This is a genomic window from Ensifer adhaerens (assembly GCF_020035535.1).
GTDB lineage: Bacteria > Pseudomonadota > Alphaproteobacteria > Rhizobiales > Rhizobiaceae > Ensifer.
On record NZ_CP083349.1, the window covers coordinates 3921840 to 3948264 of the forward strand.

Below are 26425 nucleotides of genomic sequence, written 5' to 3' on the forward strand. Positions count from 1 at the left end.
TTTGACTATAGATGCATCATGAAAAACGTGAAGCCGAAATTGCCCGTTGGCGCCGCAAAACCGAAGTCGGCGACTGCACGCCGCGCCGCGCCGCGCGTGAAGAACCTCTATAGCCAAGACGAGCTCGAGGAGATCTTCCGCCGCTTCTCGATCCAGCGGCCGGAGCCAAAGGGTGAGCTGGAGCACGTCAATCCGTTCACGCTGGTCGTCGCCGTGGCGCTTTCGGCGCAGGCGACCGATGCCGGCGTCAACAAGGCGACACGCGCGCTCTTCGCGGTCGCCGATACGCCGGAGAAGATGCTGGCGCTCGGGGAAGAGAAGGTTCGGGACTATATCAAGACCATCGGCCTTTATCGCAATAAGGCGAAGAACGTCATCGCCCTCAGCGAGATGCTGATCCGCAATTTCGGCGGCGAAGTGCCGCGCACGCGCGAAGAACTGGTGACCCTCCCGGGCGTCGGCCGCAAGACCGCCAATGTCGTGCTCTCCATGGCTTTCGGCCAATCGACGATCGCCGTCGACACCCACATCCTGCGCATCGCCAACAGGATCTGTCTGGCGCCGGGCAAGACCCCGGACGAGGTGGAAGACAAGCTGATCAAGATCATTCCGGACGAATATCTCTACCATGCCCATCACTGGCTGATCCTGCACGGGCGCTATTGCTGCAAGGCGCGCAAGCCCGAGTGCGAACGCTGCGTCATCGCCGATCTCTGCAAGTCGCCGGAAAAGACCTGCGACATCCCGGCGCCGCTGGTCGAACTGCCGCCGCAAATCATCTCCGCTGCTGGCTAACGGTCAGGCCGAAACCATCCGGTCGATCAGCGTGCTGATCGTTTCCGCATAAATCTCGGTCGAGCCGCCGTCGGCAATGTCGAGTGCCGCGCGGTCGAAGGCGGCCGAAAGCAGCGAAGCCATGGCCGACAGCCTGTCGGCCGAAACGGTGGCCGGAGCCATTGCCTCGGCAATCCCTTCCTCGAGCGTTCTCTGGGCATTGGCCGCATCGATCGCCATCATCTCCTGCTTGCCGAGCACCGCCGGTCCATCGAGCAAAAGCAGACGGATCCGGCCCGGCTCACGCATGGCGCCGAAATAGGCGCGGGCGCCGACCTTCAGTGCCTCTCGGGCCGAGAGGTCGCCTGACGTCGCCTGCTCGATCGATGCCGCCACGGCGCCAGCCTCCCGCTCCGCCACGGCGCGGAACAGCGCCTTCTTGTCCTCGAAGTGGTGATAGAGCGCGCCGCGGGTCAATCCGGCGGCGGCGACGATGTCCGGCGTCGAGGTATCGGCGTACCCGCGGGTGACGAAGAGGCCCCGAGCAGCGTCCAGGATAGCGGCGCGCGTCGTATCGGAGCGTTCACGGTTGGAGCGGCGGGAGGTCTCCTGTTGCATACATGCAGCCTGTATGTTAATTAGATACATACAGATTGTATGATATTGCGAGGGCGAGGGAAAGCCATGAAATCGACGAGCTACTATCCTGTCATCATGACGGCAGACGTTGCCGCCACCGCCGCCTTCTACATCGAGCACTTCCGCTTCCAAGCGCTCTTCACCAGCGACTGGTATGTGCATCTGCAGTCGGTCGAGGACGAACACGTGACGCTGGCCGTGCTCGACTATCGCCACGAGACGATCCCCGAGGAGGCGCGCGCGCCCACCCGTGGCCTTCTCCTGAATTTCGAGGTCGAGGATCCGGATCGCATCTATGCGCAAGCACTTACCGCCGGCCTGCCGATCCTGAAGACATTGCAGGACGAGGACTTCGGCCAGCGCCATTTCATCACCGCCGATCCGAACGGCGTGCTGATCGATGTCATCAAGCCGATCCCGCCAAGCGCCGAATTCGCCGCCGCTTACGATGAAAGCGCGCTTCCTACGGCTTGAAGCATAAGGCACGCGTCTTTTGTCTTCCAAATGGCCGGAAAACCGGTATTAACGAACACCGGCCATCACGGAGACCGGACGAGGTTCATGACAAAATACGACGTGCTGACGATCGGCAATGCCATCGTTGATATCATCGCGCGCTGCGACGATGCCTTTCTCAATGAAAACGGCATCATAAAGGGCGCCATGAACCTCATCGATGCCGAACGGGCCGAGTTGTTGTACTCGCGCATGGGTCCGGCGGTGGAGGCCTCCGGTGGCAGCGCCGGCAACACGGCAGCCGGTGTCGCCAGCCTTGGCGGCCGTGCCGCCTATTTCGGCAAGACCGCGAGTGACCAGCTCGGCGAGATCTTCGCTCACGACATCCGCGCCCAGGGCGTCTACTTCGAGACGAAGCCGCTCGAAAGCGTGCCGCCGACCGCACGCTCGATGATTTTCGTGACCGAAGACGGCGAGCGCTCGATGAACACCTATCTCGGCGCCTGTGTGGAACTTGGTCCCGAGGACGTCGAGGCCGACGTCGTCGCTGAGGCGAAGGTCACCTATTTCGAAGGCTACCTCTGGGATCCGCCGCGCGCCAAGGATGCCATCCGCGAGACCGCTCGGATCGCCCACGACAACGGCCGCGAAACCGCGATCACGCTCTCTGACAGCTTCTGCGTTCACCGCTATCGCGACGAGTTCCTTGAGCTCATGCGTTCGGGCACGGTCGATATCGTCTTCGCCAACCGGCAGGAAGCGCTGGCGCTCTACGAGACCGAGGACTTCGATCTGGCGCTGGAAAAGCTGTCGAAGGATTGCAAGCTTGCTGCCGTGACGCTGAGCGAAGAAGGCTCGGTGGTCGTGCGTGGCGACGAACGGGTTAGGGTCGACGCAACGCCGATCGCTCAGGTCGTCGATACGACCGGTGCCGGCGACCTCTATGCCGCGGGCTTCCTGCACGGCTACACGACCGGGCGCTCGCTCGAAGACTGCAGCAGGCTCGGCAATCTGGCCGCCGGCATCGTCATCGGCCAGATCGGGCCGCGGCCGATGGTCTCCCTGGAGAAGGCTGCCAAGCAGGCCGGTCTCGCCTGATTCGTCCGGATTGAGTTTTGTGAAAGACGGGCGCGCGGCCTTACTTGAAGGCCTCGCCCGGATAGGCGCCCCAGATCTCGCTCTGGGCGATCCAGCCTTCTACGCCCTGCGTCTCGACATGGCACCAGTCGCCATTGCATTCGCCGACACGCACGATCACGCCAGGCTCCATGCGGGCGGTGATCGGGGCGGTGCCCTGCGGGTCACGGCGCATGTTGACGAAGACGCCTTCGCCTTTGCCGCGCATCCACGGTGCGGCGACAGCTGTACGGTCGCCGGAAAGCAGCGCCTGGTTGACCCAGCCTTCGGTGCCGTCGGCGTCGCGGATACGGCGCCAGTTATCGTATTCCTGGATGATTTCCACCGGCACGCCGGGCTTCATATAGCGGAAGGCGACCGCGTAATCGACACTCGGGCCGATGCGGAGATTGACGCTCTTGGACTTCAGGCTGACGAAGCGCGGCAGCGGCAGCCCGCTGGCGCCCTTGGCGGCCTGAGCGTATGCGGCCGATGTCATGATCCCGGCGCCAAGGCACGCGGCAATCAACGAGAGCGAGAATCTGGAAATGATGTGACGCATGACGAAGCTCACTTTCCGTGGCCCTGTAGCGCCGCGTATGTAGTGAGGCGCACAAAGGCCGCTGCAGCACTTTGAGTTGCTGCATGTTTTGTCCTTCAATCGGTGACGACCAAGGGAAACATGCAGTAGCTTATGCAGGCGCAGTTCATTCGGGCCCCGCTCCGCGGACTGAAATCGCGGGGATGACGACGCGAGTTTTGTTTGTCTTCCCGGTGGGGTCTGGTAGAAATTGCGGCTACAGGGAGAAAGTATCGCCCAACTTGGTTAAGGACCCGTCAACAAGGCCCGTCGCAGCAATGACAAGCAAGAAGAAGCCCACGGTCTACATCACCCGCAAATTGCCGGACATCGTCGAGACGCGGATGCGCGAACTCTTCGATGCGGAGCTCAACATCGACGACACGCCGCGCAGCCAGCCCGAACTCGTTGCTGCGGTCAAACGAGCCGACGTGCTGGTGCCCACGGTGACCGATCGCATCGACGCGGCGCTGATCGAGCAGGCCGGCCCGCAGCTGAAACTGATCGCCAGCTTTTCGAATGGCGTGGACAACATCGATGTCGACGCGGCTGCACGCAAGGGTATCACCGTCACCAACACGCCGAACGTGCTGACCGAGGACACGGCTGACATGGCGATGGCGCTGATCCTTGCGGTGCCGCGCCGGCTTGCCGAAGGTGCGCAGATCCTGACCGATCGCAAGGGCGAGTGGGCTGGCTGGTCGCCGACCTGGATGCTCGGCCGCCGCATTGCCGGCAAGCGCATCGGCATCGTCGGCATGGGCCGGATCGGCACTGCCGTCGCGCGCCGCGCCAAGGCCTTCGGCCTTTCGATCCACTATCACAACCGCCACCGGGTGAAGGCGGAAACCGAAGAGATGCTGGAGGCGACCTACTGGGACAGCCTCGACCAGATGCTTGCCCGCGTCGATATTGTCTCGGTCAACTGCCCGTCGACGCCGGCGACCTATCACCTGCTCTCGGCCCGTAGGCTGGCACTGATGCGACCGGACAGCTACATCGTCAACACCGCCCGCGGCGGCATCATCGACGAGACGGCGCTGATCAAGTCGCTGCGCGAGGGCAAGATCGCCGGCGCCGGCCTCGACGTCTTCGAGAATGAGCCGGCTGTCAATCCGAAGCTGATCAAGCTCGCTGGCGAAGGCAAGGTCGTGCTCTTGCCGCATATGAGCTCAGCGACGCTCGAAGGCCGCGTCGACATGGGCGACAAGGTGGTGATCAACATCCGCACCTTCTTCGACGGCCACCGTCCGCCGGACCGGGTGCTGCCGGGCCGCGACTGACCGCGAAGCGCTGCACGGCCCCGTCGTGCGGTTGTCCACCGGCTTCGCTCAAACTTGGAAGCTAGAGCGTCTTGCGCATCTCGATCGCTGTCGGCCGGGTAAATCCGGGATGACACATGGTGCCGCTCTGGATGAAGCCCCAGGCGGCAAAGGCGCGGTGGTTACCGGTGAGTTCGATGCGGGTAAGCAGCCGTAGCGCGGGCAGGCTGAGCACGCGCGCCGTCGCCTCCGCTTCGGCGAGCAGCAACCGGCCGACGCCCTTTCCTTGTGTCTGCGGGGAAACCGCGAGCTTGCCGATGTAGAGACAATCGGCTTCAGGCTTGCAGAAGATGCAGCCGACGAGCCGTTCGCCATCGCTGACACCGAAGGCGATCTCGTCATCGATCTTTTGGCGGAGCGATTCGAGGTTCAATGCGTGTGCTGATGACGGCGGATCGATCAGCCCGTCCATGTAGGAGAAGGCATAAAGGATCAACGCCAGCAGTTCCTCGTGCCGTTCGAATGTTGCGTCGATGCGAAAGATCTGCAGCATGCTCGGCCTACGCTCTGTGACGATAGCGGATGGTGTTGAACTGCGCCGTCAGTGCGTCATACATCAATAGCCGCCCAACGAGTGGCTCGCCGAAACCGGCGATGACCTTGATCGCTTCCATCGCCTGCAATGTACCGATGACGCCCGTCAGTGCGCCGACAATGCCTGCCTCGGCGCAGGAGGGCACGACGCCGACCGGTGGCGGTTCCGGGAAGAGATCTCGGTAAGACGGGTTCGGCCGTCCATCGGCGCCGGCGGTGTAGGGCATCAGCACGGTCAGCGATCCATCGAAGCGGCCGACGGCACCCGTCACCAGCGGGATGCCCACTGCCGCCGCCGTATCGGCTGCGAGATAGCGTGTGTCGAAATTGTCCGAGCCGTCGATCACCAGGTGATATTGCCGGAACAGTGCCTCGGCATTGTCGGGATTGAGGCGGAGGCGGTGTTCGTCAACGCTGACATGCGGATTGAGCGATGCAATCGCCTCGGCTGCCCGTTCGACCTTGGCGCGATCGATATCCTCAGTACGGTGGATAATCTGCCGCTGCAGATTGGAGAGCGCGACCGTATCGTCGTCAACGATGCCGATCCGCCCGATGCCTGCCGCCGCGAGATAGGAGAGGACAGGGGCGCCCAGGCCTCCAGCGCCAATCACCAGCACGCGCGCGGCCTTGAGTTTCTGCTGCCCTGCACCGCCGATCTCCGGCAGTACGATGTGGCGGGCGTAGCGGGAGATCTCCGATTGATCGAGCTTATTCTCAACGGTCATCACCGCGTCCTCTTCATCCGGCTCGGCCGGGGCGGCCGGCCTTTGGATCACAATGATCCATCTGGTTGGAGTGAGTTAGGGACGCAAAACTGCAAACACTTGTCCTCATCCCGCTCATTTCTATCCCGTTACGCTGCCGTGCGAAACGGTCAGGAAGCGGCCGCGCTCGCCAACTGCCTCGAACATCGCCTGGTCCGTGCCGGTCATGAAGGCCTGGCCGCCGAGGCCATCGACGAGGTCGAACAGAGCCGCACGCCGGTTGACGTCGAGATGGGCGGCGATCTCGTCGAGCAACAGGATCGGTGCGTGGCCGGTCATGTCGCCGACGAGGCGCGCATGCGCCAGCACCAGGCCGACGAGCAAGGCCTTCTGCTCCCCGGTCGAACACCGCGCCGCCTCCATATCCTTGTCGCGGTGGCGCACGAGCAGATCGCTCCGGTGGGGTCCGTCGAGCGTACGGCCCGCCGCTGCGTCGCGCGAGCGCCCATCGCGCAGCATCGCCAGATATTGCTCTTCGAGATCATAGGCCGGGCGATGGCCTTCACCGTCGAGAAAGCCGGAAAGCGCCAGGTGCGCCGACGGGAAGACGGTGTCGTCCACGTTCCGTTCGACGAGCGCGGTCAATAGGCCGAGCATTTCTTGGCGCGCCAGCGCCATGGACACGCCGAGACCGCCCATCTCGCGCTCGATCGCCGTCAGCCAGGCCGGGTCCGGGCGAAATTCGCTAAGCAGGCGGTTGCGGCTGCGCATCGCCCGGTCGAATTCGCTGGCGCGTCGGCCATGCTCCGGATCGAGCGAAAGCACGAGCCGGTCTAGGAACCGGCGCCGGTCGGCCGAGGGGCCGGTGAAGAGCCCGTCCATCGACGGCGTCAGCCAGAGAACACGCAGGTGATCCGTCAATTCGTCGACGGCCGATGCCGGCGTTCCGTTGAGCCGCAGCCGTCGGGATTGTCCTTCCGTCGCACCAGCGGTGCCGGTGCCGATCTCGACCGGCCCTTCCATGCCTTCGACGTCGGCAAAGACGGAAAACCCGTCGCTAGCGCCGACGCGCGTCACGTCGGCATAGGCCGCACGCCGGAGGCCCCGCCCGGGTGACAGGAAGGAGACTGCCTCCATAAGGTTGGTCTTGCCGGCGCCGTTCTCCCCCGTCAGCACCACATGGCGCTGGTCGAGCTCCAGCGAGAGCGCCGAATAATTGCGGAACTCCGTGAGCTTCAGGCGGTTGAGAAAGACCTTATGTGGCATCGGTAGTCCGGATTCGACGTTGCGCGCAGCTAGGACGAAAGCAGGCGCCAAGGCAAGGTGAAACGGCATGCTTGTCCATATCGGGGCAAGTTGGCCAATTTCGGCGGGGGAAAGGCGACAAACCCCTTGGATGAGGTGCTTTTCTTGGGCGCTCCGGTCAAATATGACAGTCTCATGACAATCCACGAATGGACATATTTGTGATGCTGGCTTGGTTCCGCAAACTACTTCCCCGCGAGGATCGCTTTTTCGACCTCTTCGCAAAACACTCGCTCACCGTCGTCGGTGCCGCCGAAGCGCTCGACAAGCTGCTTGCCGGCGGCGACGACATGGAAAAACAGTGCGACCGGATCGTCGCGCTTGAAGATGAAGCCGATCACATTACCGCCGATGTGCTTCTGGCCGTCCGCCGGTCCTTCATCACGCCCTTCGACCGTGGGGACATCAAGGATCTGATCCAGTCGATGGATGATGCCATCGACATGATGCACAAGACGGTCAAGACAATCCGGCTCTACGAACAGAAGAGCTTCGACCCCGGTATGCGCGAAATGGGCACGATCGTCGGCCGTGCTGCGCATCTGATTGCCGAGGCCGTGCCGTTGCTCGACCGTATCGGCGTCAATCACGACCGCCTCATCGCCATCGCCGAGGAGGTCACCCGCCTCGAGGGACACTCCGACGAACTGCACGAGCAGGGTCTCAAGGACCTGTTCCACCGTTACGGCGCGAGCAACCCGATGGCCTATATCATCGGCAGCGAGATCTATGGCCAGCTGGAAAAGGTCATCGACCGTTTCGAGGACGTCGCCAATGAAATCAGTGGCATCGTGATCGAGAACGTCTGATGGATGCGACGCTCGCCTTTCCGTTGCTCGTCGGGCTGATCGGCATCGCGCTGTTCTTCGACTTCCTGAACGGTCTGCACGATGCCGCCAATTCCATCGCGACGATCGTTTCGACGCGGGTGCTCAGGCCGCAATATGCGGTCCTGTGGGCGGCCTTCTTCAACTTCATCGCCTTCCTGTTCTTCGGCCTGCACGTGGCCGAGACGCTCGGCAAGGGTATCATCGATCCCGGCATCGTCACGCCGCTGGTGATCTTCTCGGCGCTCATGGGGGCGATCGTCTGGAACATCGTCACCTGGCTCTTCGGTATCCCGTCGAGCTCCTCGCACGCGCTGATCGGCGGCCTCGTCGGCGCCGGCCTTGCCAGCACAGGGTTTAGTTCCATCGTCTGGACCGGCCTTCTGAAGACCGTAGGCGCCATCTTCATGTCGCCGGCGATCGGTTTCTTCCTGGCGTTGATGTTGGTGTTGATCGTCTCCTGGCTCTTCGTGCGGCAGACGCCCTTTGCCGTCGACCGCACCTTCCGCATCATGCAGTTCATCTCGGCCTCGCTCTATTCGCTCGGCCACGGCGGCAACGACGCGCAGAAGACCATGGGTATCATTGCCGTTCTGCTCTTCTCCCAGGGCTATCTCGGTTCGGAGTTTTACGTGCCCTTCTGGGTGGTGATCACCTGCCAGGCGGCGATCGCGCTCGGCACGCTGTTCGGCGGCTGGCGCATTGTTCACACCATGGGCTCGAAGATCACCAGGCTCAACCCGATGCAGGGCTTCTGCGCCGAAACGGGCGGAGCGATCACGCTGTTTGCCGCCACCTGGCTCGGCATTCCGGTTTCGACCACGCACACCATCACCGGTGCGATCATCGGCGTGGGTGCCGCCCGCCGCGTCTCGGCGGTTCGCTGGGGGCTTGCCGGCAACATCGTCATCGCATGGTTCATAACCATGCCGGCAGCGGCCGCAATCTCGGCTCTCGCCTACTTCCTGATCGATCTGATCTTCTGATCGAAACAGACAGCGTCTCCCGCCTATGCGGCGGGAGACGCGCATCATTTCCTATTTCTCGACCCGGGGCGCGGGACTGTCTCGTCCGCCCTGATGCAAGGTCAGGCTCTCGGCGCGTGCGCCGGTTACGGTGAAGCTGAGCTGCGCATCGATGAGCTTCGCAAAGAAGCGATGCTTGGCCTCTGGAAGGATTTCTAGCCGGTCCTGGCCTGTCGCCTGGGCAAACAGCCGATTGCCATCGCGAAAGATCGTCAGGTCAAATCCCGGCGCCAGCCGGTAGGTGCCGAGATAGGCATCGTAGCTTGCCGGATCGACCGTTATGGCCGTGTGCCGGACGGTTGGGGGCGCAAGCGGAGCGTTGCTATTCAGTAGATGGCGTCCGATGTCGTCGACGCCGACATCGGTCGACGCATTGGAGAGGGCGACCACGCCGACACCCGTCGACGGACGGTAGCCGACGAAGGATCGGTAGCCGCCGGTGCCGCCATTGTGCCAGACAAACTGCTCGTCGCCCTTGCCCGAGATGACCCAGCCGAGTGCCTGCTGATCGTCGTCTCCGTTGCCGAGCGGCAGGCGGGTTGCGAGCAGCGTAGCGAAGGCCGGTGCCAGCGGCGAAGACGTTCTCCCCATGGCGGCCTGCAGGAAGATCAGAAGATCGTCCGCGGTGGAACGCAGGGCACCCGCGCCCTGCAGCGCGTTGAGATCCCAATCGCTGACCGGCTCCAGGGCCGCGTCGTGACCCTTCGCCTGCCGTCCGGACCAGTCGGGCCGCGGCGTAATCGCCGTGTCTTTCATTCCGAGAGGCGCGGCGATGCGGCTGGTGACGAGCTCGTCATAGGAAAGCCCGGCCTTCAAGGTGAGCACGTGGCCGAGAAGGCCTGTGCCGAGATTGGAGTATTCGTGCTCGACGCCGGGGCGCCGCAGCGGTTTGTGTCTTGTAAGGAAGGCATAGAGCTTGGCGGCGTCGTAGTCCGCATAGGGATTGCCCATGTCGGTCGGCGCCAGATTGCTCGGTAGCCGCGGCAGGCCGGACATGTGCATCGCCAGGTCTTTCAGCGTGATCGCAGCCTGTTTATCGGGCATCGTCACGCCTGCAGGGAGTAACGTCGAGACCGGCGTATCGAGGCGCAACGTGCCTTCTTCTACCGCGTCGGCGAGCAACAGCGCGGTGAAGACCTTGGTGACCGAACCGATCTCGAACACGGTCCGTCCGTCGACCGGGCGTGGGTCGCCCTTGGCCGGGCGACCGTAGGCGACGATGCGTCGGCCATTGGCGTCGATGATGCCGACGACGATGCCGATCGACTGCTGCTGCCTGTCGATCCGGTCGGTCAGGATTTCCAGAATTTCGGCATCGGTAGGGGTCGTGGAAAGGGAGCCCGCATGGGCTGTGGTGCCAAGCGTCATGGCGACGATCCAGTTCAGAATGAAGGTCCGCATGGTGAAAGATAGGAAGCCGATCTCTGGTTGCGATGGATGCGATGCGGATGCCAACCGGTTTCGATCAAGCTTCTGTCGAGACTTGATCGGTAAACGGCGAGGTATCGTTGCCGACAACGATTACGCCGGGGTTGCGGGAGCGCCTTGTGGGTCCCAATAGGGAGGATCGCCGAAAGCCTCTTTCAGGTGCTGGGCAATGGCTCTGAGCTTGGCCGAGACGCGCCGGCCTTCCGGGTGTGCCATGTAGATGAACTCCGGCTCCGGGCGCAGTCCGACTTCGATCTCTCGGAGTTGCCCTTCACGCACGGCCGGGCCGGCGATGAAGGCGGGCAGCAGAGCGATGCCGAGCCCGGCAACGGCGGCGTCGTGCAGCATGTCGCCATTGTTCATGCCAAGCGCCAGGCGCGCCCGCACGATCGTTGCGCCTGAGGGCCCCTCGAACCGCCAGTCGGCCGCTCCGCGATTGGTGTAGAAGATGCCGCGATGGCCTTCGAGTTCGCCAAGCGACGCCGGGGTGCCGTGGCGATCGAGATAATCGGGAGAAGCGACGAGCAGGCGCCGGCTTCTCGCAAGCTTCCAGACCACCAGTCGAGAGTCGGCGATGGTGCCGTGGCGAACGATCGCGTCATAGCCCTCGGAGGCAGCGTCCACCCGGCGGTCGTCAAGGTCGAGCGTCAATTCGATTTCCGGGTGCTTCGCCAGGAACGGGTAGAGCGCCGGGCCGAGATGCCGGCGCCCGAAGCTGACGGGCGCTGCGATCCTGAGCGGTCCCGTCAGAAGCCCGCGGCGCTCGGCAAGATCGCTGGCAGCCGCCTGCACTTCACTCACGATCCGGACGGCTCGCTCGCGGAAGGCGATGCCGTCCTCGGTGAGCGTCAGCTTGCGCGTCGTGCGATGGAGCAGGGTGGCGTTGAGTCCGCGCTCCAGTTCGGCCACTCTTTCGCTGACGACGGATTTCGACAGGCGCAGGCGGCGCGCCGCTTCGCTGATCGAGCCGGCTTCGGCGACCGCAACAAAGGCCGCTATTCCTTCGATCTTCATCATCGTTCGGCTTTCCCGAATTTCAGTTCCAACATTGGAAGACTAATCCGAACGATCGTTTTCCGCCATATCTGTGTGCATTCGAGGACGACGGCTCCAGCCGAACCGGCCTCCTCTTCAACCCAACGAGAGGACTTTCATCATGTCACGTTTGCAGAACAAGACGGCGCTCATCACCGGCGGCACCAGCGGGATCGGTCTCGAAACCGCGCGTCAGTTCATCGCCGAAGGCGCAAGGGTCGCCGTCACCGGCACCAACCCGAAGAACATCGCCGAAGCCCGCGCCGTCCTTGGCGAGGCCGCGCTCATCATCGAGGCCGATGCCGGCAATGTCGCGGGCCAGGCTGCTGTCGCTGAAAAGATCCGTGCCGCCTTCGGCACGCTCGACATCTTGTTCGTCAATGCCGGCATCGCCAAGCTGCAGCCGATCGAGCAGTGGGATGAGGCAAGCTTCGACCGGTCGATCGCCATCAACGTCAAGGGCCCGTATTTCCTGATCCAGGCGCTGCTGCCGGTGTTCTCGAAGCGCGCCTCGGTCGTGCTCAATACCTCGATCAATGCCCATATCGGCATGCCGACCTCGAGCGTCTATGCGCTGACCAAGGCAGGCCTGCTGTCGCTGGCCCGCACGCTGTCCGGCGAACTGATTGGCCGCGGCATCCGCGTCAACGCCGTCAGCCCCGGACCGATCCGCACGCCGCTCCATGACGGCCACGCTCCGACGCCCGAGGAAAACAAGCAGGTCGTCGATGCCATCGCCGCGCAGATTCCGCTTGGCCGCTTTGGCGATGCGAGCGAGATCGCCAAGGCGGTCGTCTTCCTCGCCTCCGACGAAGCCACCTTCACCGTCGGCGCCGAACTGATCGTCGACGGCGGCATGGCCACCCTCTAGTGGCGTTCCTGCCCACGATCTGAAAAACCTCGGTGTGCGTTTTTGAGCGCCGCGGGTCCCATGGATCCGCGGCGCCGACGTGCCGACGAGCGTTGGCATTGGTAGAGGAGAGGAGTATATTTTCGCGATCTAATAAAAGGCATCCGTTCGCGGAGAGTTCCGCGAGACGAACACCGATCAGATCCCGGGAGGAGACGATGACGAGTGTGAGATGGATGATGAAGGGGCGCGAATTCATTCATTGCAATTGCGCCTATGGCTGCCCCTGCCAATTCAATGCATTGCCGACGCAAGGCCACTGCAGCGCCGTCGGTGCCTTCGAGATCGAGGAAGGCTATCACGGCGACACCCGACTGGATGGGCTTCGTGGCGGCCTGATAGCCGCCTGGCCGGGCGCCATTCACGAGGGGAGAGGGAAGGTGGTGCCGATCGTCGATGTTCGGGCCTCCGACGCGCAGCGTGGGGCGCTTCTGCGCATCATGAGCGGGGAGGACACGGAGCCTGGCGCGACCTTTTTCCAGGTCTTCGCAACGACCTTCGAAACCATGTACGACCCGGTCTTTGCCGAGATCGATTTAGAGGTCGATGTCAGCGGCCGTCTGGCGCGGCTGAATGTGCCGGGCTGGATCGCTGCCCGCGGCGAACCGATCCTCAATCCGGTGACCGGCGTCGCGCATCAGGCGCGCATCAATCTCCCGCAGGGATTTGAATACGATCTTTGCGAAGTCGGGCGCGGGTGGGCCGAGACGAAGGGACCGCTGACCTTGGCGCTGGTGGATTCGCACGCCCATTTCGCGCGGATGCACCTGACCGAAAGCGGCGTGATCCACTGACGTCGATGAGGGATACGGCGCTTGAAACCCTGCTCAGACGCGACCGCGCGATCGTCGCGGCGGCGCTGGTTACGTTGGCGGCAATCAGCTGGATCTACATTCTCTGGCTGGCATCGGCCATGGATATGGCCGCTGCTCCGGCGTCCCACGGCAGCATGGATATGGGCTCGGCCATGGATATGCCCATGGACATGCCGATGAGCACGCCGATGGAAACGCAAAAGGGGGCGATGACATCCATGTCAGCGGCGACCGTCGGTCCCTGGACCGCGGCAACCTTCGCCTATGCCTTCATCATGTGGGCCGTCATGATGGTGGGTATGATGGTGCCGTCGGCGACGCCGATGATCCTGCTCTATGCCCGTGTCGGCCGCCAGGCGGCGCAACAGGGCAAGCCCTTTGCCGCCACCGGCTTCTTTGCCATCGGCTACCTGTCGGCATGGATCCTGTTCGCGCTCGTCGCTGTTCTCGGGCAATGGCTGCTCGATCGCGCACTGTTGCTCACACCGGCGCTTGCCAGTGCCAGTGCGGTTCTCAGCGGCATCGTGCTGATTGCCGTCGGCCTGTTCCAGTTCACGCCGCTCAAGGATCGCTGCCTCAGCCAGTGCCAGGCGCCGCTGCTTTTCATACAGAACCACGGCGGCTTTCGTCGGAAGGCGGTCGGCGCCTTCGGCCTCGGTGTACGGCACGGGCTTTATTGCGTCGGCTGCTGCTGGGCGCTGATGGCGCTGCTGTTCGTCGGCGGGGTGATGAACGTGCTGTGGATCGCCGCGATCGCCATCTTCGTTCTGGCGGAGAAGGTCGTGCCCGGCGGCAGGATCCTGTCCCGCATCGCCGGGGTAGCGCTCTTTTTGGCCGGGCTGTGGCAGCTCACGGCCCTGCTCTGAAATAGACGCGCCGCGCAACCGTATCCGGCGCGCGGCGTTGTAGAAGTCGTCAGGCTCGAAGCTTCAGTCGCTCAGCGTATCGAAGAAATCCTTCATCCGGGCAAAGAAGCCCGTCGATTCCGGATTGTTGTCCTTGGACGAGATCTGCTCGAATTCCTGCAGCAGCTCGCGCTGGCGCTTGGTCAGCTTCTGCGGCGTTTCGATCTGGATCTGGATGTAGAGGTCGCCGGACTGGGCCGAGCGCAGCACCGGCATGCCCTTGCTCTTGAGGCGGAACTGCTTGCCGGCCTGGGTACCCTCGGGAACCGTGACGCGCGACTTGGTGCCATCGAGCGTGGTCACGTCGAACTTGCCGCCAAGGGCAGCCGTCGTCATCGAGATCGGCACACTGCAATAGAGATCGGCGCCATCGCGCTGGTAGAACTCATGCGGTCTGACCGAAAGGAAGATGTAGAGGTCGCCCGCCGGTCCGCCGCGAAGCCCGGCTTCGCCTTCGCCGGAAAGGCGAATGCGGGTGCCGTCCTCGATGCCGGCCGGAATGTTGACCGAGAGCGTGCGCTCTTCGGTGACGCGGCCCTGGCCGTGGCACTTGCCGCAGGGATCGGTGATCGTCTGGCCGCGCCCGCCGCAGGTAGGGCAGGTGCGCTCGATCGAGAAGAAGCCCTGGGCTGCGCGAACGCGGCCGGAGCCGTGACAGGTGCCGCAGGTTTTCGGGCTGGTGCCGGGCTTGGCGCCGGAGCCGGTGCAGACGTCGCAGGTGATCGAGGTCGGAACGCGGATCTGCGCGGTCTTGCCGGCGAAGGCTTCCTCGAGCGAAATCTCCATGTTGTAGCGAAGATCGGCGCCACGTTCGCGGCCGCCGGACGAGCGCCGCTGGCGCCCGCCGCCCATCATCTCGCCGAAGATGTCTTCGAAGATGTCGGAGAAACCACCGGCGCCCGCGCCCGCGCCACCGAAGCCGTTGCCCATCCCGCCCTGCTCGAAGGCCGCGTGGCCGTAGCGGTCGTAGGCAGCCCGCTTCTGCGGGTCCTTGAGGGTCTCATAGGCCTCGTTGATTTCCTTGAAGGTCTTTTCCGAAGCCGCATCACCAGGGTTCTTGTCCGGATGATATTTCATCGCGAGCTTGCGGAAGGCGCTCTTCAGCTCCTTCTCGTCGGCGTTCTTCGCAACACCAAGCGTTTCGTAGAGATCACGTTTCATTCGTCGAAGATTGTCCTGTTGGCAGGCGTGCCAGCGCGAGGGCTCGGCGGCTGCCTGATTACCTTGCCACCGATTTAGTAAACCTTGAAGCGGGATACCATAGCCCGAACGGCGGCAGATGCGGTTTTTTGTCGTAAAAGGTACGTTTACCGCGGGTCGCGGCCGCTCTCACCGATGTCGCCCGCGCTGTCATCCGGTTCAGCTCATAAAAAAGCCCGGGCGAACCCGGGCTTTTCGTCTGTTCGAAGGGCGACTTAGGCCGAACGCTTGCGGTCGTCCTCGTCGTTGACTTCTTCGTAGTCGGCATCGACGACATCGCCGTCACGGGCAGCGTCTGCAGCGGCATCCGCATGCGCGGCTTCCGTCTGCTGCGCCTCGTAGATCGCCTGACCGAGTTTCATGGAAACTTCCATGAGCGTGTTGGTCTTGGCCTTGATGTCCTCGGCGTCCGGCTCGGAAGCTTCGACGGCGGTCTTCAGCGCTGCGATCGCGTCGGAGATCGCCTTGCGGTCGGTTTCCGAAACCTTGTCGCCGTAATCCTTCAGCGACTTCTCGCTGGAGTGGATCAGGCTTTCGGCCTGGTTCTTGGCTTCGACACCCTCGCGGCGCTTCTTGTCGACTTCGGCATTGGCTTCGGCGTCCTTGACCATCTTCTCGATGTCGGCGTCGGAGAGACCACCGGATGCCTGGATGCGGATCTGGTGCTCCTTGCCGGTGCCCTTGTCCTTGGCCGAAACCTGCACGATGCCGTTGGCGTCGATGTCGAAGGTGACTTCGATCTGCGGCATGCCGCGCGGTGCCGGCGGAATGCCGACGAGGTCGAACTGGCCGAGCAGCTTGTTGTCGGCCGCCATTTCACGCTCGCCCTGGGAGACGCGGATCGTCACGGCCGACTGGTTGTCGTCGGCGGTCGAGAAGGTCTGCGACTTCTTGGTCGGGATCGTCGTGTTGCGTTCGATCAGGCGGGTGAAGACGCCACCGAGCGTTTCGATGCCGAGCGACAGCGGGGTCACGTCGAGCAGCAGAACGTCCTTGACGTCGCCCTGCAGAACGCCGGCCTGGATGGCAGCGCCCATGGCCACCACTTCATCCGGGTTCACGCCCTTGTGCGGCTCCTTGCCGAACAGCTGCTTGACGGTTTCCTGCACCTTCGGCATGCGGCTCATGCCGCCGACGAGAACGACTTCGTCGATCTCGGCAGCCGAGACGCCCGCGTCCTTGAGGGCGGCCTTGCACGGCGCAACGGTGCGCTGGATCAGGTCGTCGACAAGCGCTTCGAACTTGGCGCGGGTCAGCTTCATCGTCAGGTGCTTCGGACCGGAAGCGTCAGCCGTGATGAACGGCAGGTTGATTTCGGTCTGCTGCGACGAGGACAGCTCGATCTTGGCCTTTTCGGCAGCTTCCTTCAGGCGCTGAAGAGCGAGCTTGTCGTTCTTCAGGTCGATGCCCTGTTCCTTCTTGAATTCGCCGGCGAGGTACTGGACCAGACGCATGTCGAAGTCTTCACCGCCGAGGAAGGTGTCGCCGTTGGTCGACTTCACTTCGAAGACGCCGTCGCCGATTTCGAGAACCGAGATATCGAAGGTGCCGCCGCCAAGGTCATAAACGGCGATCGTCTTGCCGTCCTTCTTGTCGAGGCCATAGGCAAGGGCTGCTGCAGTCGGCTCGTTGATGATGCGCAGCACTTCGAGGCCGGCGATCTTGCCGGCATCCTTGGTTGCCTGGCGCTGAGCGTCGTTGAAGTAGGCCGGTACGGTGATGACGGCCTTCTCGACCTTTTCACCGAGGTAGGATTCAGCCGTTTCCTTCATCTTCTGAAGGATCATGGCGGAGATCTGCGACGGGGAGTAATCCGTGCCGTGCGCTTCGACCCAGGCGTCGCCATTGTCGGCCTTGGTGATCTTGTAAGGAACCATGTCCTTGTCTTTTTGCGTGGTCGGGTCCTGGAAGGTCCGGCCGATCAGGCGCTTGATCGCAAAAAGCGTGTTTTCCGGATTGGTGACCGCCTGGCGCTTGGCCGGCTGGCCAACGAGACGTTCGCCGTCGTCGCTGAATGCCACCATCGAGGGGGTCGTGCGCGCGCCCTCGGCATTTTCGATCACCTTCGCGTCTTTTCCGTCCATGACGGCGACGCAGGAGTTGGTCGTTCCCAGGTCAATACCAATAACTTTAGCCATGTCGTTCTCTCCTTGCAGCGGACTGTCGGAACCCGGTCAGGCATTCGTAAGACAGCCCCTAACGGGATGGTCTCAGGATTTCTTCGCAGCCGAGACTGCGCCGATGCGGCGTATATAAGGACCGGCGTTTCGGACTGCAAGGCATTCTGCGGGGCGTTTGGGGGCAAATGCAAGTCCGCGATTTGCCCAGCCGGAAATGGGCTGTCCGCCGCCGGTGAGAAAGGCGCCAGTTGTATGCTTCCGGCACGGTCGCGCCGGCTCAACCGCCGGTCAAAATGTCAAAGAGGGTCGTACGGCGCGTGGCGCCCGTCGTCTGGCCCACATCGGCCGGTGGCACCAGGCCGCCATTGCCCTGATCGGCGCTCTGACCACCCCATTCGCCGCCCTGGTCCACGGGACGTTGTCCGACGGCGACCGCGCCATTGGCGCTAACGGGCGCTTCCGGGAAGGCCTCCGGATCGCCGGAGAGCAAGTCGCCGGCCGGCGTGTTCACGCCCTCGTCGAAGACCGGCTGCACGCCCGTCGTGCCGAAGAGCGGCGAGGGCGAGAGTCCCTCATGGGCTGCCATCATGAAATCGTGCCAGGCCTTGGCCGGCAGGCCGCCACCGGTGACCTTCTTCATCGACTTGCCGTCATCGTTGCCGAACCAGACGCCGGTGGTCAGGTTCGAGGTGTAGCCGACGAACAGCGCATCACGGAAGGATTGGGTCGTGCCGGTCTTGCCCGCTGCCTCCCAACCCTTGAGCTGCGCCTTCTTGCCGGTGCCCTTGGTCAGCACCCGCACCATCATCTGGTTCATTTCGCTGACGATCGCCGGATCGAGCACGCGCGGCGGGTTGTCGTAGGTGTTCTCGTAGAGCACCGTGCCGTCGGCCTTGGAGATGCGGCGGATGACGTGCGGCGTTGCCTTGAAGCCGCCGTTCATGAACGGGGCATAGGCGGACGTCAGCTCGACCAGGCTGACTTCGGATGTGCCGAGCGCGATCGAGGCATTGGCCTGCATTTCGGAATCGATGCCGAGGCGATGGGCCACCTTGACGACATTCTGCGGCCCGACCTCCATCACCAACTGCGCGGCGATGGTATTCAGCGAATTGGCGAGCGCATCGGCGATCGTCACTTCGCCACGATACTTCTGGTCGTAGTTCTCGGGCGTCCAGTTGCCGATCCGGACCGGTCCGTCGTTGCGGATCGACATCGGCGTGCGGCCGATCTCGAGGGCCGCGGCATAGACAAAGGGCTTGAAGGCGGACCCCGGCTGGCGCTTTGCCTTGGAGGCGCGATCGAACTGGCTTTCGGCATAGTCCTTGCCGCCGACGAGCGCGCGGATGGCGCCGGTGCCGTCGATCGAGACGAGGGCAGCCTGCGAGGCGTCGAGCTTCTTGCCGTCGGTGTCGAGCGTGGCTGCGATCACTTCCTCGGCCTTCTTCTCGAGATTGAGGTCGATGGTCGTGTCGATGACCAGGTCTTCCTTGACCTCGCCGATCATGCCGGGAAGCTGGTCCATCACCATGTCGGCGACGTAATGCTCGGCGCCGGACCAGTAGCTCTTCGCCTTGGTCGGCGTCTGCGACATTGCCGTCTTGATTTCGCTGTCGGTGACGTAGCCTTCGTCGCGCATGGCGCCGAGAACGACCTGGGCTCGTTCTTCCGCCGCCTGTGGGTCGCGCGCCGGCGACAGGCGGGAAGGGGCCTTGAGCAGGCCTGCAAGCAATGCCGCCTCGCCGAGGTTCACGTCGCGCGCCGACTTGTTGAAGTAGCGCCGCGAAGCGGCTTCCACGCCATAAGCGTTGGAGCCGAAGAACACCCGGTTGAGATACATCGCCAGGATCTGATCCTTGGAATATTTCTGCTCGAGCCAGAAGGCGAGCAGCACTTCCTGCACCTTGCGCTCCAGCGTGCGCTCCGGCGACAGGAACAGGTTCTTGGCAAGCTGCTGTGTCAACGTCGAGCCACCCTGCACCATGCGGCCGGTGGTGAGGTTCGTCACCATGGCGCGGGCAAGCCCCAGCGGATCTATGCCGAAATGCGAGTAGAAGCGGCGGTCCTCAATGGCGATGACGGCCTGCGGAATATAGGGCGACATGTTTTCCAGCGACAATGCCTCGCCGCCGGTGGTGCCGCGATTGGCGATGACGTCGCCGCTGACCGCCAGAATCTTGACGTTCGGCGGGCGCTCGGGGATCGACCAGCTTCCGGCGCTCGGCATGCGCGCGCCGTAATAGAGGACGAGGCCGCCGACGCCCATGGCGCCCCAGATGCCGAGCACGATGCACCAGTAGAAGAGTGTGCGGACAAGGCCGATGAAACCGCCACCGCCTGAGCCGCGACGCGCGCTGCCGCGCTTGCCGGCTGCCTTCTTCTTGCCGTTGCCCTTCTTGCCGCTGCCCGAAGATTTGCCGCGGGGTGCCTTGCGGCTGGCGGTCACACGGTCGCTGGCCTCGACGCGGAAATCGTCGTCGTCGTTCTCGTCTCCGCCGAACGAGGGCTCGATCCGCTCTCCTGACCTGCCGCGTGCTGCCATGCCGTTTGATCTATCCCTCACCGCTTTGCGGTGGCTCTTGGCGCAACTGCTGCGGCCAATCGATTTCGACGGCGGTAACGGCGTCCCACGCCCATCCGCCACGGCGACCGGGTGAACTTTAAATACGGCAATTTAAGGGGGAGTTAAGAAGCGGATCGTGAAATACGCATGGTCTTCAACAGCTTGCGTTTGACGGCGCTGTTTCGGCGCTGCAGCTCCGCTTGGCTCGTGACTTGTGCATCGCGGGGTCTTCGCCTGGTGAACGGTCTCAAGTCACCCAAGCGATCTGACGTTGAGGACAACGCTCGCCTTCACGATTTTGTGCAATGCAAAAATCTTATCTTGAAATTGCTGCGACGCACGATTATTATATGACTTATCGAAGCGCTGCACCTCCTCCCGCGGCGCCCGATGCGGGTCGGTGGCACTCCTCCTCCCAGTCACCGATCAAGTTCGAGAGCCCCGTGTACCTCCTCCCACACGGGGCTCTTTTCATGTCTCGAATGCTGCCCGTGTTTCCCGGTATGTGGCACCTGTCGTGCGCACTTGGCGGTGCGGCGGGTTCTCGCAGGTATCGGCGCGCCATGACGTCCACCGTCTCCCAGGCTTCCAAGGCAAACGGCTATCTCTTCACGCTCCTGGCGATCGTCATATTTTCGATCCAGGACGGCATCTCCAAGCATCTGGGTGCGATCTATCCGCCGGTCTTCGTCGCCATGATCCGCTATTGGGCTTTCGCGCTCTTCGCGATCGCGTTGGCGGCACGCAGCAAGGAGGGCCTGAAGATCACGGCGACAACGAGGAGGCCGTGGCTTCAGCTCGTGCGCGGCGTGTTGCTTCCGACCCAGATCGTCATGGTCATCACGTCTTTCACCTGGGTCGGGCTTGCCCATTCGCAGGCGATTCTTGCGGCGACGCCTCTCTTCGTTGCCCTGCTATCCATGCCGCTTCTCGGCGAGCGTGTCGGCTGGCGGCGCTGGCTGGCAATCTCGGTCGGTCTCGGCGGAGTACTTCTCATTCTGAAGCCCGCGGACGGCCTGTTCGACCGGACCTTCCTTTTGCCGCTCGGGGCGGCGCTGCTGTTTGCGCTTTATGTCATCGTCACGCGGCTCGTCAGCCGGCAGGATTCGGCGATGACCAGTTTCTTCTACACCGGCGTCGTCGGCGCTGCCGCGATCAGCATGGTCGGTCCCTTCTTCTGGGTCACGCTGGCGCCGGTTGACTGGGGCTGGATGCTGCTCCTCTGCATCACCGGATCCTCCAGCCACTACTTCCTCATCCGCGCCTATGAAGTGCTCGATGCGGTGGCGGTTCAGCCGCTCACCTATCTGCAGCTCGTCTTTGCCTCGATCATGGGGGTGACGCTCTTCAACGAGACGCTGACGGTCAACATGATGGGCGGCTCGGTGCTGGTGGTCGCCGCCGGCATATTCACGGTGTGGCGCGAACGCGTCGTAGCCCGTCGCCGTGCCGGCTTGCCATCGGCCTGAATACCCGTCGCTATTCCGCAGCGATGCGCGTCACTTTGGGGCGCGCTGAGATCGCTGTAACACGTTGAATGGCTGCAGGTTTTCTTGAACCGGAGACGATTTAACGAAACATGCTGGTGGCGAATCCTGCTATGGCTTCGCCTTATTGTTGTGCTCGGTTGTCGCGCGACAAAGGAGGACTGCCATGAATTTTCGATCCACCGCCTTCGCCCTCGGCGCATTTGCAGCGTTGAATGGCGAGGCCCTGGCACAGGAAAGCATCGCCTATGTCGACGACCGCTCCGATGGCGCAGCCCTGGTCCGCTCGCTCTACAACGCCATCAACCGCAGGGAATATGCCCGCGCCTACGGTTACTTCGGCGAATCGAAGCCCGTCGGCGGCTTCAAGTCCTTCACCCGCGGCTATGACCGCACTGTGTCGGTCGAGGTGAAGGTCGGCAAGGTGAAAACGGAAGCCGGTGCCGGCAGTATCTATTCCGCGGTACCGGTTGCGGTGAAGTCCATCGAGAAGCGCGCGCGCGTGCGGTTCTTCGCCGGCTGCTACGTCACACGCATCATCAACCCTTCGCTGCAGGTGCCACCCTTCACGCCCTACCAGATCGAAGCGGCGCGGCTTCGTGAGGTGAAGGGGCCGCTCGAGCAGGCGCTGCCGACGGTCTGCAACGCGCCCTGAAGCGCATCGAGGGAGGTGTGCGGTCTCCGTATCCCGCTGCAATTGCCGGCTACTGAAGCAAGTATCCCGTCAGGAAGGATCGGCGCCTCCCGGCGGCGGGCGTTGCGCCACGAAGCGTGCCCGCTCGAACACAAGGATCACCACCAACGCCAGGATGAAGGGGATGACCAGGTAGAGCAGACGGAAGATCGCAAGGGCGGCGAGAACGTCGGCAGGATCCATCTCCGGCAGCGCGGCGATGAAGATCAGCTCGAGTACGCCGAGGCCGCCGGGCGCATGCGAGAGCAGCGCCGCCGAAAATGAGGCAAGAAAGATCCCGAGAATGACAATGTAGCCTGGGTTCCCGGCTTCCGGCAGCGCGAAATAGATGATCCCGGCGGCGCCGATCAGTTCCACCGGCGCGATCACCAGTTGCCGGAAGACGATTCTCGGCTTCGGATAGTGCAGTTGGAACCATCGCGTGCGGAATGACGGCAGCCCGACGAGGCTGCCGATGACATAGAGCCCGATGACGACGAGGATGAGGACGCCTGTGGTCAGCGACATTTCCACCGGCAGGAACTCGGCGAAACGTTCGATGATGTCGGGCCGCACCAGAAGGACGACGGCTGAAAGCACCAGCGTGCCGAGCGTGAAGGTGAAGGAGCAGAATGCGACGAGTACGCCGACTTCACCCGGAGAAAGCCCCTTGGAACGATAGGCCCGGTAGCGCACGACCGCACCCGAGAACACGGAAGCGCCGAGATTGTGCGACAGCGCATAGGTCGTGAACGAGCAGAGCGTGATGAACCAGATCGAGATGCGGTGACCGAGATGGTCGAGCGCCAGCCGGTCGTAGGCCGCCAGCGCCGCATAGGCGACCAGCGTCGAGCCAATCGCCAGCAGCCAGCTCTTCAGCGAAATCGCGTTGAAGCTTGCGAGGAATTCGTCAAGCGAAAGTCCGCGAAGCTCGTGATAGAGCGCATTCACCGAAAAGAGGATCGCAAGAAGCCCGACGATGGGCCAGAAATAGGTCTGCAGCCGCTTCATGCCGGCGCCGTGATCGGTGCGAGATGATGGGCGAGGCGTTCTAAGGACACTTCTGTTGCAGCTGCCGGAGTGGTTCTCCAAGCGGAGACATCCTGTTTTATGAGCTGCTTTGTCATAACGCCGCGCCCGCAGCGCGTCGCTTCGGTCCCTACCCTTGCCAACGATCCGATTTCCCTTTGTGATTTGTTTCACAAAAAGGAAGCACCTGAGACCCCGCAGGTCAAGGATTGACGGTCTGTCGGAAACGGAGAAACCGCCGGGAAACGGTGAAGGGGAAACGGTAAAACGTGGACATCGTATCTCTCGGGCAGCAGCGCGTGCGCGCCGGCAGACAGATTGCGCGTGAGGGCTGTGTTTTTTGGCTGCGCGCAACTGAAATTGAGCGGCCGCGGTGGAGCTCTCCACCGCGGCCGGGAATCAAAGTCGAACTGGATGGACGCGAAAACCGCGCGCATCTGCTCTGACATCTTTAAGCGGCGAGCGCGTCCAGGATGCGGATCCAGGAGCGAATGCCCTTGTGGTAGGACTGCAGTTCGTACTTCTCGTTTGGCGAGTGAATCCGGTCGTCGGAAAGGCCGAAGCCGACGAGCAGCGATTCCATGCCGAGCATCTTCTGGAAGTCGCCGACGATCGGGATCGAGCCGCCCATGCCGATGATGACGGCCGGCTTCGGCCATTCATCCGAAAGCGCCACCTTCGCCGTGTTGAGCAGCGGAGATTCGTAGGGCAGGTGGATGGCCGGCGAACCGCCATGGGCGTGGAACTCGACCGAGCAGTCGGCCGGAACCTTGGAGCGCACATAGGCGCGGAACGCCTCGCGGATCTTTTCCGGGTTCTGGTTGCCAACAAGGCGGAAGGAAACCTTCGCCGAAGCCTCGGCCGCGATCACCGTCTTGAAGCCTTCGCCAGTGTAGCCGCCGGTGATGCCGTTGACTTCCGCGGTCGGCCGCGCCCAGGTCAGTTCCAGCACCGAGCGGTTCTTCTCGCCCGACGGGATCGAGAGGCCGATTTCGCCGAGGAACTTCTCCGCGGTCTGGCCCAGCGTTTCCCAGGCAGCCTTGATCTGGGCGGGCGTCTCTTCGACGCCTTCGTAGAAGCCCGGAAGCGTTACGCGGCTGTTCTCGTCGTGAAGGCCTGCGAGGATGGTGGTGAGGATGCGGATCGGGTTGGCGGCAGCGCCACCGAAATAACCGGAGTGCAGGTCGCGGTCGGCAGCCCGGACAATGACCTCTTCACCGACGAGGCCGCGCAGGCCCGCGGAAATGGCCGGCGTATCGCGGTCCCACATGCTGGTGTCGCAGACCAGCGCGTAGTCGGCCTTGAGCTCGGCGGCATTGGCTTCGAGGAAGGGCTTCAGCGACGGCGAACCGGATTCTTCTTCGCCTTCGAACAGGATCGTGACGCGGCAGGGCAGGCCGCCATGCACGTCCTTGTAGGCGCGCACCGCTTCGACGAAGGTCAGGAGCTGGCCCTTGTCGTCAGCCGTGCCGCGGCCGGTGATCACCTTGCGGCCGGGTTCGATTTCCTTGAGGCCCGGCTCGAACGGATCCGTGTCCCAGAGATTGAGCGGATCGACCGGCTGAACATCGTAGTGACCGTAGAACAGCACATGCGGCGCATCGGGCTTGGCGCCATCGTGATGGGCGACGACCATGGGGTGGCCGGGTGTGTCGCGCACCGAAGCGGTAAAGCCGAGGCTGTCGAGTTCGGTCACGAGCCATTCGGCTGCCTTGCGGCATTCCGCCTTGAAGGCCGGGTCGGTGGAGATCGACTTGATCCGAACGAGATCAAAAAGCCGGTCGAGGCTCTTCGGCAGGTTGGCGTCTGCACGTTCGAGAACGGGGGTGATATCTGCCATCATGCATATCCTTGCTTCAAGATTTGCCGGAACCTACTGCATCAATCGCCAAATCGAAATCGATTTGAGCACGAAATCACGCGTGATCGTTCCAGGCGGAGCGAACGTTCGACGCAGCGCCTTTGGACGCGCAAAGTCGCTGGACGCGCTCGCTCCGGTTTAGAGCCTAAGGGCGTCCTCTTTAAGCCAAATATTTTGATGGATCGATCAGGGGAGGCAGGAAGCTTCAGGCGCGGCCGTCGCCACGTGCCACGCTGGCAAGCGCCATGCGCATATATTCGAGCATGAGCTCGCGCTCGAAGTTCCTGAGACCGGAAAGCAGCGACTGGTCGGCGGCAAGGGCTGCTTCCTTGGCGGCCGCCTCCATCTCTTTTGCCCGTTCGGTCAGGAAGATCTGCTGCGAGCGCTTGTCCTGAGGGTGCTTGCGGCGGACGATAAGTCCGTCGCGCTCCATGCGGGAAAGCGTGTTGGCCATCGTCGCCTGCTCGATGTCGAGGCGATCGAGCAGCTGCTTCTGCGTCAGGCCCTCCTCGGCCCAAAGCTCGAGCAGGATGGGAAACTGACCCGGTGCGAAACCAAGCTTCTGGCCACGCTCGTGCAGCGCGCGCGAAAAGCTCTTCGCCAGCAGGCTGGCCAGATAGGTTGCAGATTCCATCCGATTGAAGGCCATAGCTATCGGTACGCCCGAAGCGCCATGAAGACAAGTTACAATGCAGGCGATGAACCTTGGGAAACGCCGGACTCACCTCGATGTGAGCGGACTTGATCGCAGGTCTCTGGAAGCAAAAAACCGTCACGGTGCGGAGGCGGCGCCGTGACGGTTTCTTGAAAACGGGACAAAGGCCCGGAGAGGGGGATAAGGCCTTTGTCCTCATCTGGTGCGGGCGGGGGACAGGCCAATCACCAGAAGACGGCATCACTCGGTGCCGTTGAGTAAGATTTGAGGAGTCAAATGTGGCTTTTCAAGGATAGGCGGTACGAATCGGACATTACAAATACGTAACGTTTGCGTGAAACCTGGAGGCCCTGTTGCCACCCCTTCGGAAAGGCGAACACGGCCTCGCCACTGCAATTGTCGGTAGCGGCTCGATACCTCGTTTTCGAGGCGAGAATGTAGTGTTCGGCGGGAAAACCG

24 protein-coding genes are annotated in these 26425 nt (G+C 62.9%); 11 read left to right on the plus strand and 13 right to left on the minus strand.

The annotated features are described in order from the left end of the window. The first annotated feature begins 18 nt into the window (after window positions 1-18). Entirely contained in the window at window positions 19-795 is a 777-nt protein-coding gene (gene nth, locus LAC81_RS19010; RefSeq protein WP_223726030.1) for an endonuclease III, read from the plus strand. A gap of 3 nt (window positions 796-798) precedes the next feature. Here the strand turns inward: nth and LAC81_RS19015 are convergent, their stop codons facing one another. Continuing rightward, entirely contained in the window at window positions 799-1392 is a 594-nt protein-coding gene (locus tag LAC81_RS19015) for a TetR/AcrR family transcriptional regulator (RefSeq protein ID WP_223726031.1), read from the minus strand. A 66-nt stretch (window positions 1393-1458) separates the two neighbouring features. On the opposite strand from LAC81_RS19015, the gene LAC81_RS19020 reads away from it, so the two are divergent. Both LAC81_RS19020 and LAC81_RS19025 read left to right on the plus strand, forming a co-directional pair. Next, a complete protein-coding gene (locus LAC81_RS19020; RefSeq protein ID WP_223726032.1) occupies window positions 1459-1887 on the plus strand; it encodes a VOC family protein in 429 nt (142 codons plus the stop codon). Between the two features lie 87 nt (window positions 1888-1974). After that, window positions 1975-2967, plus strand: a complete 993-nt coding sequence (locus LAC81_RS19025; RefSeq protein WP_113539917.1) for an adenosine kinase — start codon at window positions 1975-1977, stop codon at window positions 2965-2967. Between the two features lie 40 nt (window positions 2968-3007). Here LAC81_RS19025 and LAC81_RS19030 read toward each other — a convergent pair whose 3' ends face one another. Next, window positions 3008-3547, minus strand: coding sequence for an SH3 domain-containing protein (locus LAC81_RS19030; RefSeq protein WP_223726033.1), 540 nt, complete (start codon window positions 3545-3547; stop codon window positions 3008-3010). A gap of 296 nt (window positions 3548-3843) precedes the next feature. Between LAC81_RS19030 and LAC81_RS19035 the strand changes: the two genes are divergently transcribed. Beyond that, window positions 3844-4848, plus strand: coding sequence for a 2-hydroxyacid dehydrogenase (locus tag LAC81_RS19035; protein ID WP_113539919.1), 1005 nt, complete (start codon window positions 3844-3846; stop codon window positions 4846-4848). Window positions 4849-4909: 61 nt separating this feature from the next. Here LAC81_RS19035 and LAC81_RS19040 read toward each other — a convergent pair whose 3' ends face one another. From LAC81_RS19040 to recF, 3 genes are all read right to left on the minus strand, one after another. Next, a complete protein-coding gene (locus LAC81_RS19040; RefSeq protein WP_223727861.1) occupies window positions 4910-5377 on the minus strand; it encodes a GNAT family N-acetyltransferase in 468 nt (155 codons plus the stop codon). A gap of 10 nt (window positions 5378-5387) precedes the next feature. Next, entirely contained in the window at window positions 5388-6149 is a 762-nt protein-coding gene (locus LAC81_RS19045; RefSeq protein WP_223726034.1) for a molybdopterin-synthase adenylyltransferase MoeB, read from the minus strand. A gap of 120 nt (window positions 6150-6269) precedes the next feature. Next, entirely contained in the window at window positions 6270-7394 is a 1125-nt protein-coding gene (gene recF, locus LAC81_RS19050) for a DNA replication/repair protein RecF (RefSeq protein WP_223726035.1), read from the minus strand. Between the two features lie 203 nt (window positions 7395-7597). On the opposite strand from recF, the gene LAC81_RS19055 reads away from it, so the two are divergent. After that, window positions 7598-8242: a DUF47 family protein gene (locus LAC81_RS19055; protein ID WP_113539957.1), complete on the plus strand. Its 645-nt coding sequence runs from the start codon at window positions 7598-7600 to the stop codon at window positions 8240-8242. Beyond that, window positions 8242-9246, plus strand: coding sequence for an inorganic phosphate transporter (locus LAC81_RS19060; RefSeq protein ID WP_113539921.1), 1005 nt, complete (start codon window positions 8242-8244; stop codon window positions 9244-9246). The genes LAC81_RS19055 and LAC81_RS19060 overlap by 1 nt, the downstream gene beginning before the upstream one ends. A 51-nt stretch (window positions 9247-9297) precedes the next feature. Here the strand turns inward: LAC81_RS19060 and LAC81_RS19065 are convergent, their stop codons facing one another. Both LAC81_RS19065 and LAC81_RS19070 read right to left on the minus strand, forming a co-directional pair. Beyond that, a complete protein-coding gene (locus LAC81_RS19065; protein WP_223726036.1) occupies window positions 9298-10740 on the minus strand; it encodes a serine hydrolase in 1443 nt (480 codons plus the stop codon). 66 nt (window positions 10741-10806) lie between these two features. Further along, window positions 10807-11730 carry a LysR family transcriptional regulator gene (locus tag LAC81_RS19070; protein WP_223726037.1) on the minus strand — a complete coding sequence of 308 codons (924 nt, stop codon included), beginning with the start codon at window positions 11728-11730 and terminating at the stop codon, window positions 10807-10809. A gap of 139 nt (window positions 11731-11869) precedes the next feature. Between LAC81_RS19070 and LAC81_RS19075 the strand changes: the two genes are divergently transcribed. From LAC81_RS19075 to LAC81_RS19085, 3 genes are all read left to right on the plus strand, one after another. After that, window positions 11870-12619, plus strand: a complete 750-nt coding sequence (locus tag LAC81_RS19075) for an SDR family oxidoreductase (protein ID WP_223726038.1) — start codon at window positions 11870-11872, stop codon at window positions 12617-12619. A 197-nt stretch (window positions 12620-12816) separates the two neighbouring features. Further along, window positions 12817-13452, plus strand: coding sequence for a DUF1326 domain-containing protein (locus LAC81_RS19080; protein ID WP_223726039.1), 636 nt, complete (start codon window positions 12817-12819; stop codon window positions 13450-13452). Between the two features lie 5 nt (window positions 13453-13457). Further along, window positions 13458-14339: a DUF2182 domain-containing protein gene (locus tag LAC81_RS19085; RefSeq protein ID WP_223726040.1), complete on the plus strand. Its 882-nt coding sequence runs from the start codon at window positions 13458-13460 to the stop codon at window positions 14337-14339. Between the two features lie 63 nt (window positions 14340-14402). Here LAC81_RS19085 and dnaJ read toward each other — a convergent pair whose 3' ends face one another. The 3 genes from dnaJ to LAC81_RS19100 all read right to left on the minus strand — a co-directional run bounded on the left by dnaJ (window position 14403) and on the right by LAC81_RS19100 (window position 20240). Further along, window positions 14403-15539: a molecular chaperone DnaJ gene (gene dnaJ / locus LAC81_RS19090; protein WP_223726041.1), complete on the minus strand. Its 1137-nt coding sequence runs from the start codon at window positions 15537-15539 to the stop codon at window positions 14403-14405. 254 nt (window positions 15540-15793) lie between these two features. Further along, the gene (gene dnaK / locus LAC81_RS19095) at window positions 15794-17716 is read right to left on the minus strand and encodes a molecular chaperone DnaK (protein WP_113539927.1); all 1923 of its coding nucleotides are present in this window, start codon (window positions 17714-17716) and stop codon (window positions 15794-15796) included. A 259-nt stretch (window positions 17717-17975) separates the two neighbouring features. Next, entirely contained in the window at window positions 17976-20240 is a 2265-nt protein-coding gene (locus tag LAC81_RS19100; protein WP_223726042.1) for a transglycosylase domain-containing protein, read from the minus strand. A gap of 584 nt (window positions 20241-20824) precedes the next feature. On the opposite strand from LAC81_RS19100, the gene LAC81_RS19105 reads away from it, so the two are divergent. Continuing rightward, the gene (locus LAC81_RS19105) at window positions 20825-21730 is read left to right on the plus strand and encodes a DMT family transporter (protein WP_223726043.1); all 906 of its coding nucleotides are present in this window, start codon (window positions 20825-20827) and stop codon (window positions 21728-21730) included. A 184-nt stretch (window positions 21731-21914) separates the two neighbouring features. Further along, window positions 21915-22403, plus strand: a complete 489-nt coding sequence (locus tag LAC81_RS19110) for a hypothetical protein (protein ID WP_113539930.1) — start codon at window positions 21915-21917, stop codon at window positions 22401-22403. 69 nt (window positions 22404-22472) lie between these two features. On the opposite strand, the gene LAC81_RS19115 is transcribed toward LAC81_RS19110, so the two are convergent. The 3 genes from LAC81_RS19115 to LAC81_RS19125 all read right to left on the minus strand — a co-directional run bounded on the left by LAC81_RS19115 (window position 22473) and on the right by LAC81_RS19125 (window position 25960). Beyond that, on the minus strand, window positions 22473-23432 hold the full coding sequence (locus LAC81_RS19115; RefSeq protein WP_223726044.1) for a lysylphosphatidylglycerol synthase transmembrane domain-containing protein: 960 nt from the start codon (window positions 23430-23432) through the stop codon (window positions 22473-22475). Window positions 23433-23901: 469 nt separating this feature from the next. Next, window positions 23902-25293: a M20/M25/M40 family metallo-hydrolase gene (locus tag LAC81_RS19120; RefSeq protein WP_223726045.1), complete on the minus strand. Its 1392-nt coding sequence runs from the start codon at window positions 25291-25293 to the stop codon at window positions 23902-23904. A 223-nt stretch (window positions 25294-25516) separates the two neighbouring features. After that, entirely contained in the window at window positions 25517-25960 is a 444-nt protein-coding gene (locus LAC81_RS19125) for a MarR family winged helix-turn-helix transcriptional regulator (protein ID WP_057247769.1), read from the minus strand. Window positions 25961-26425: the final 465 nt, after the last annotated feature.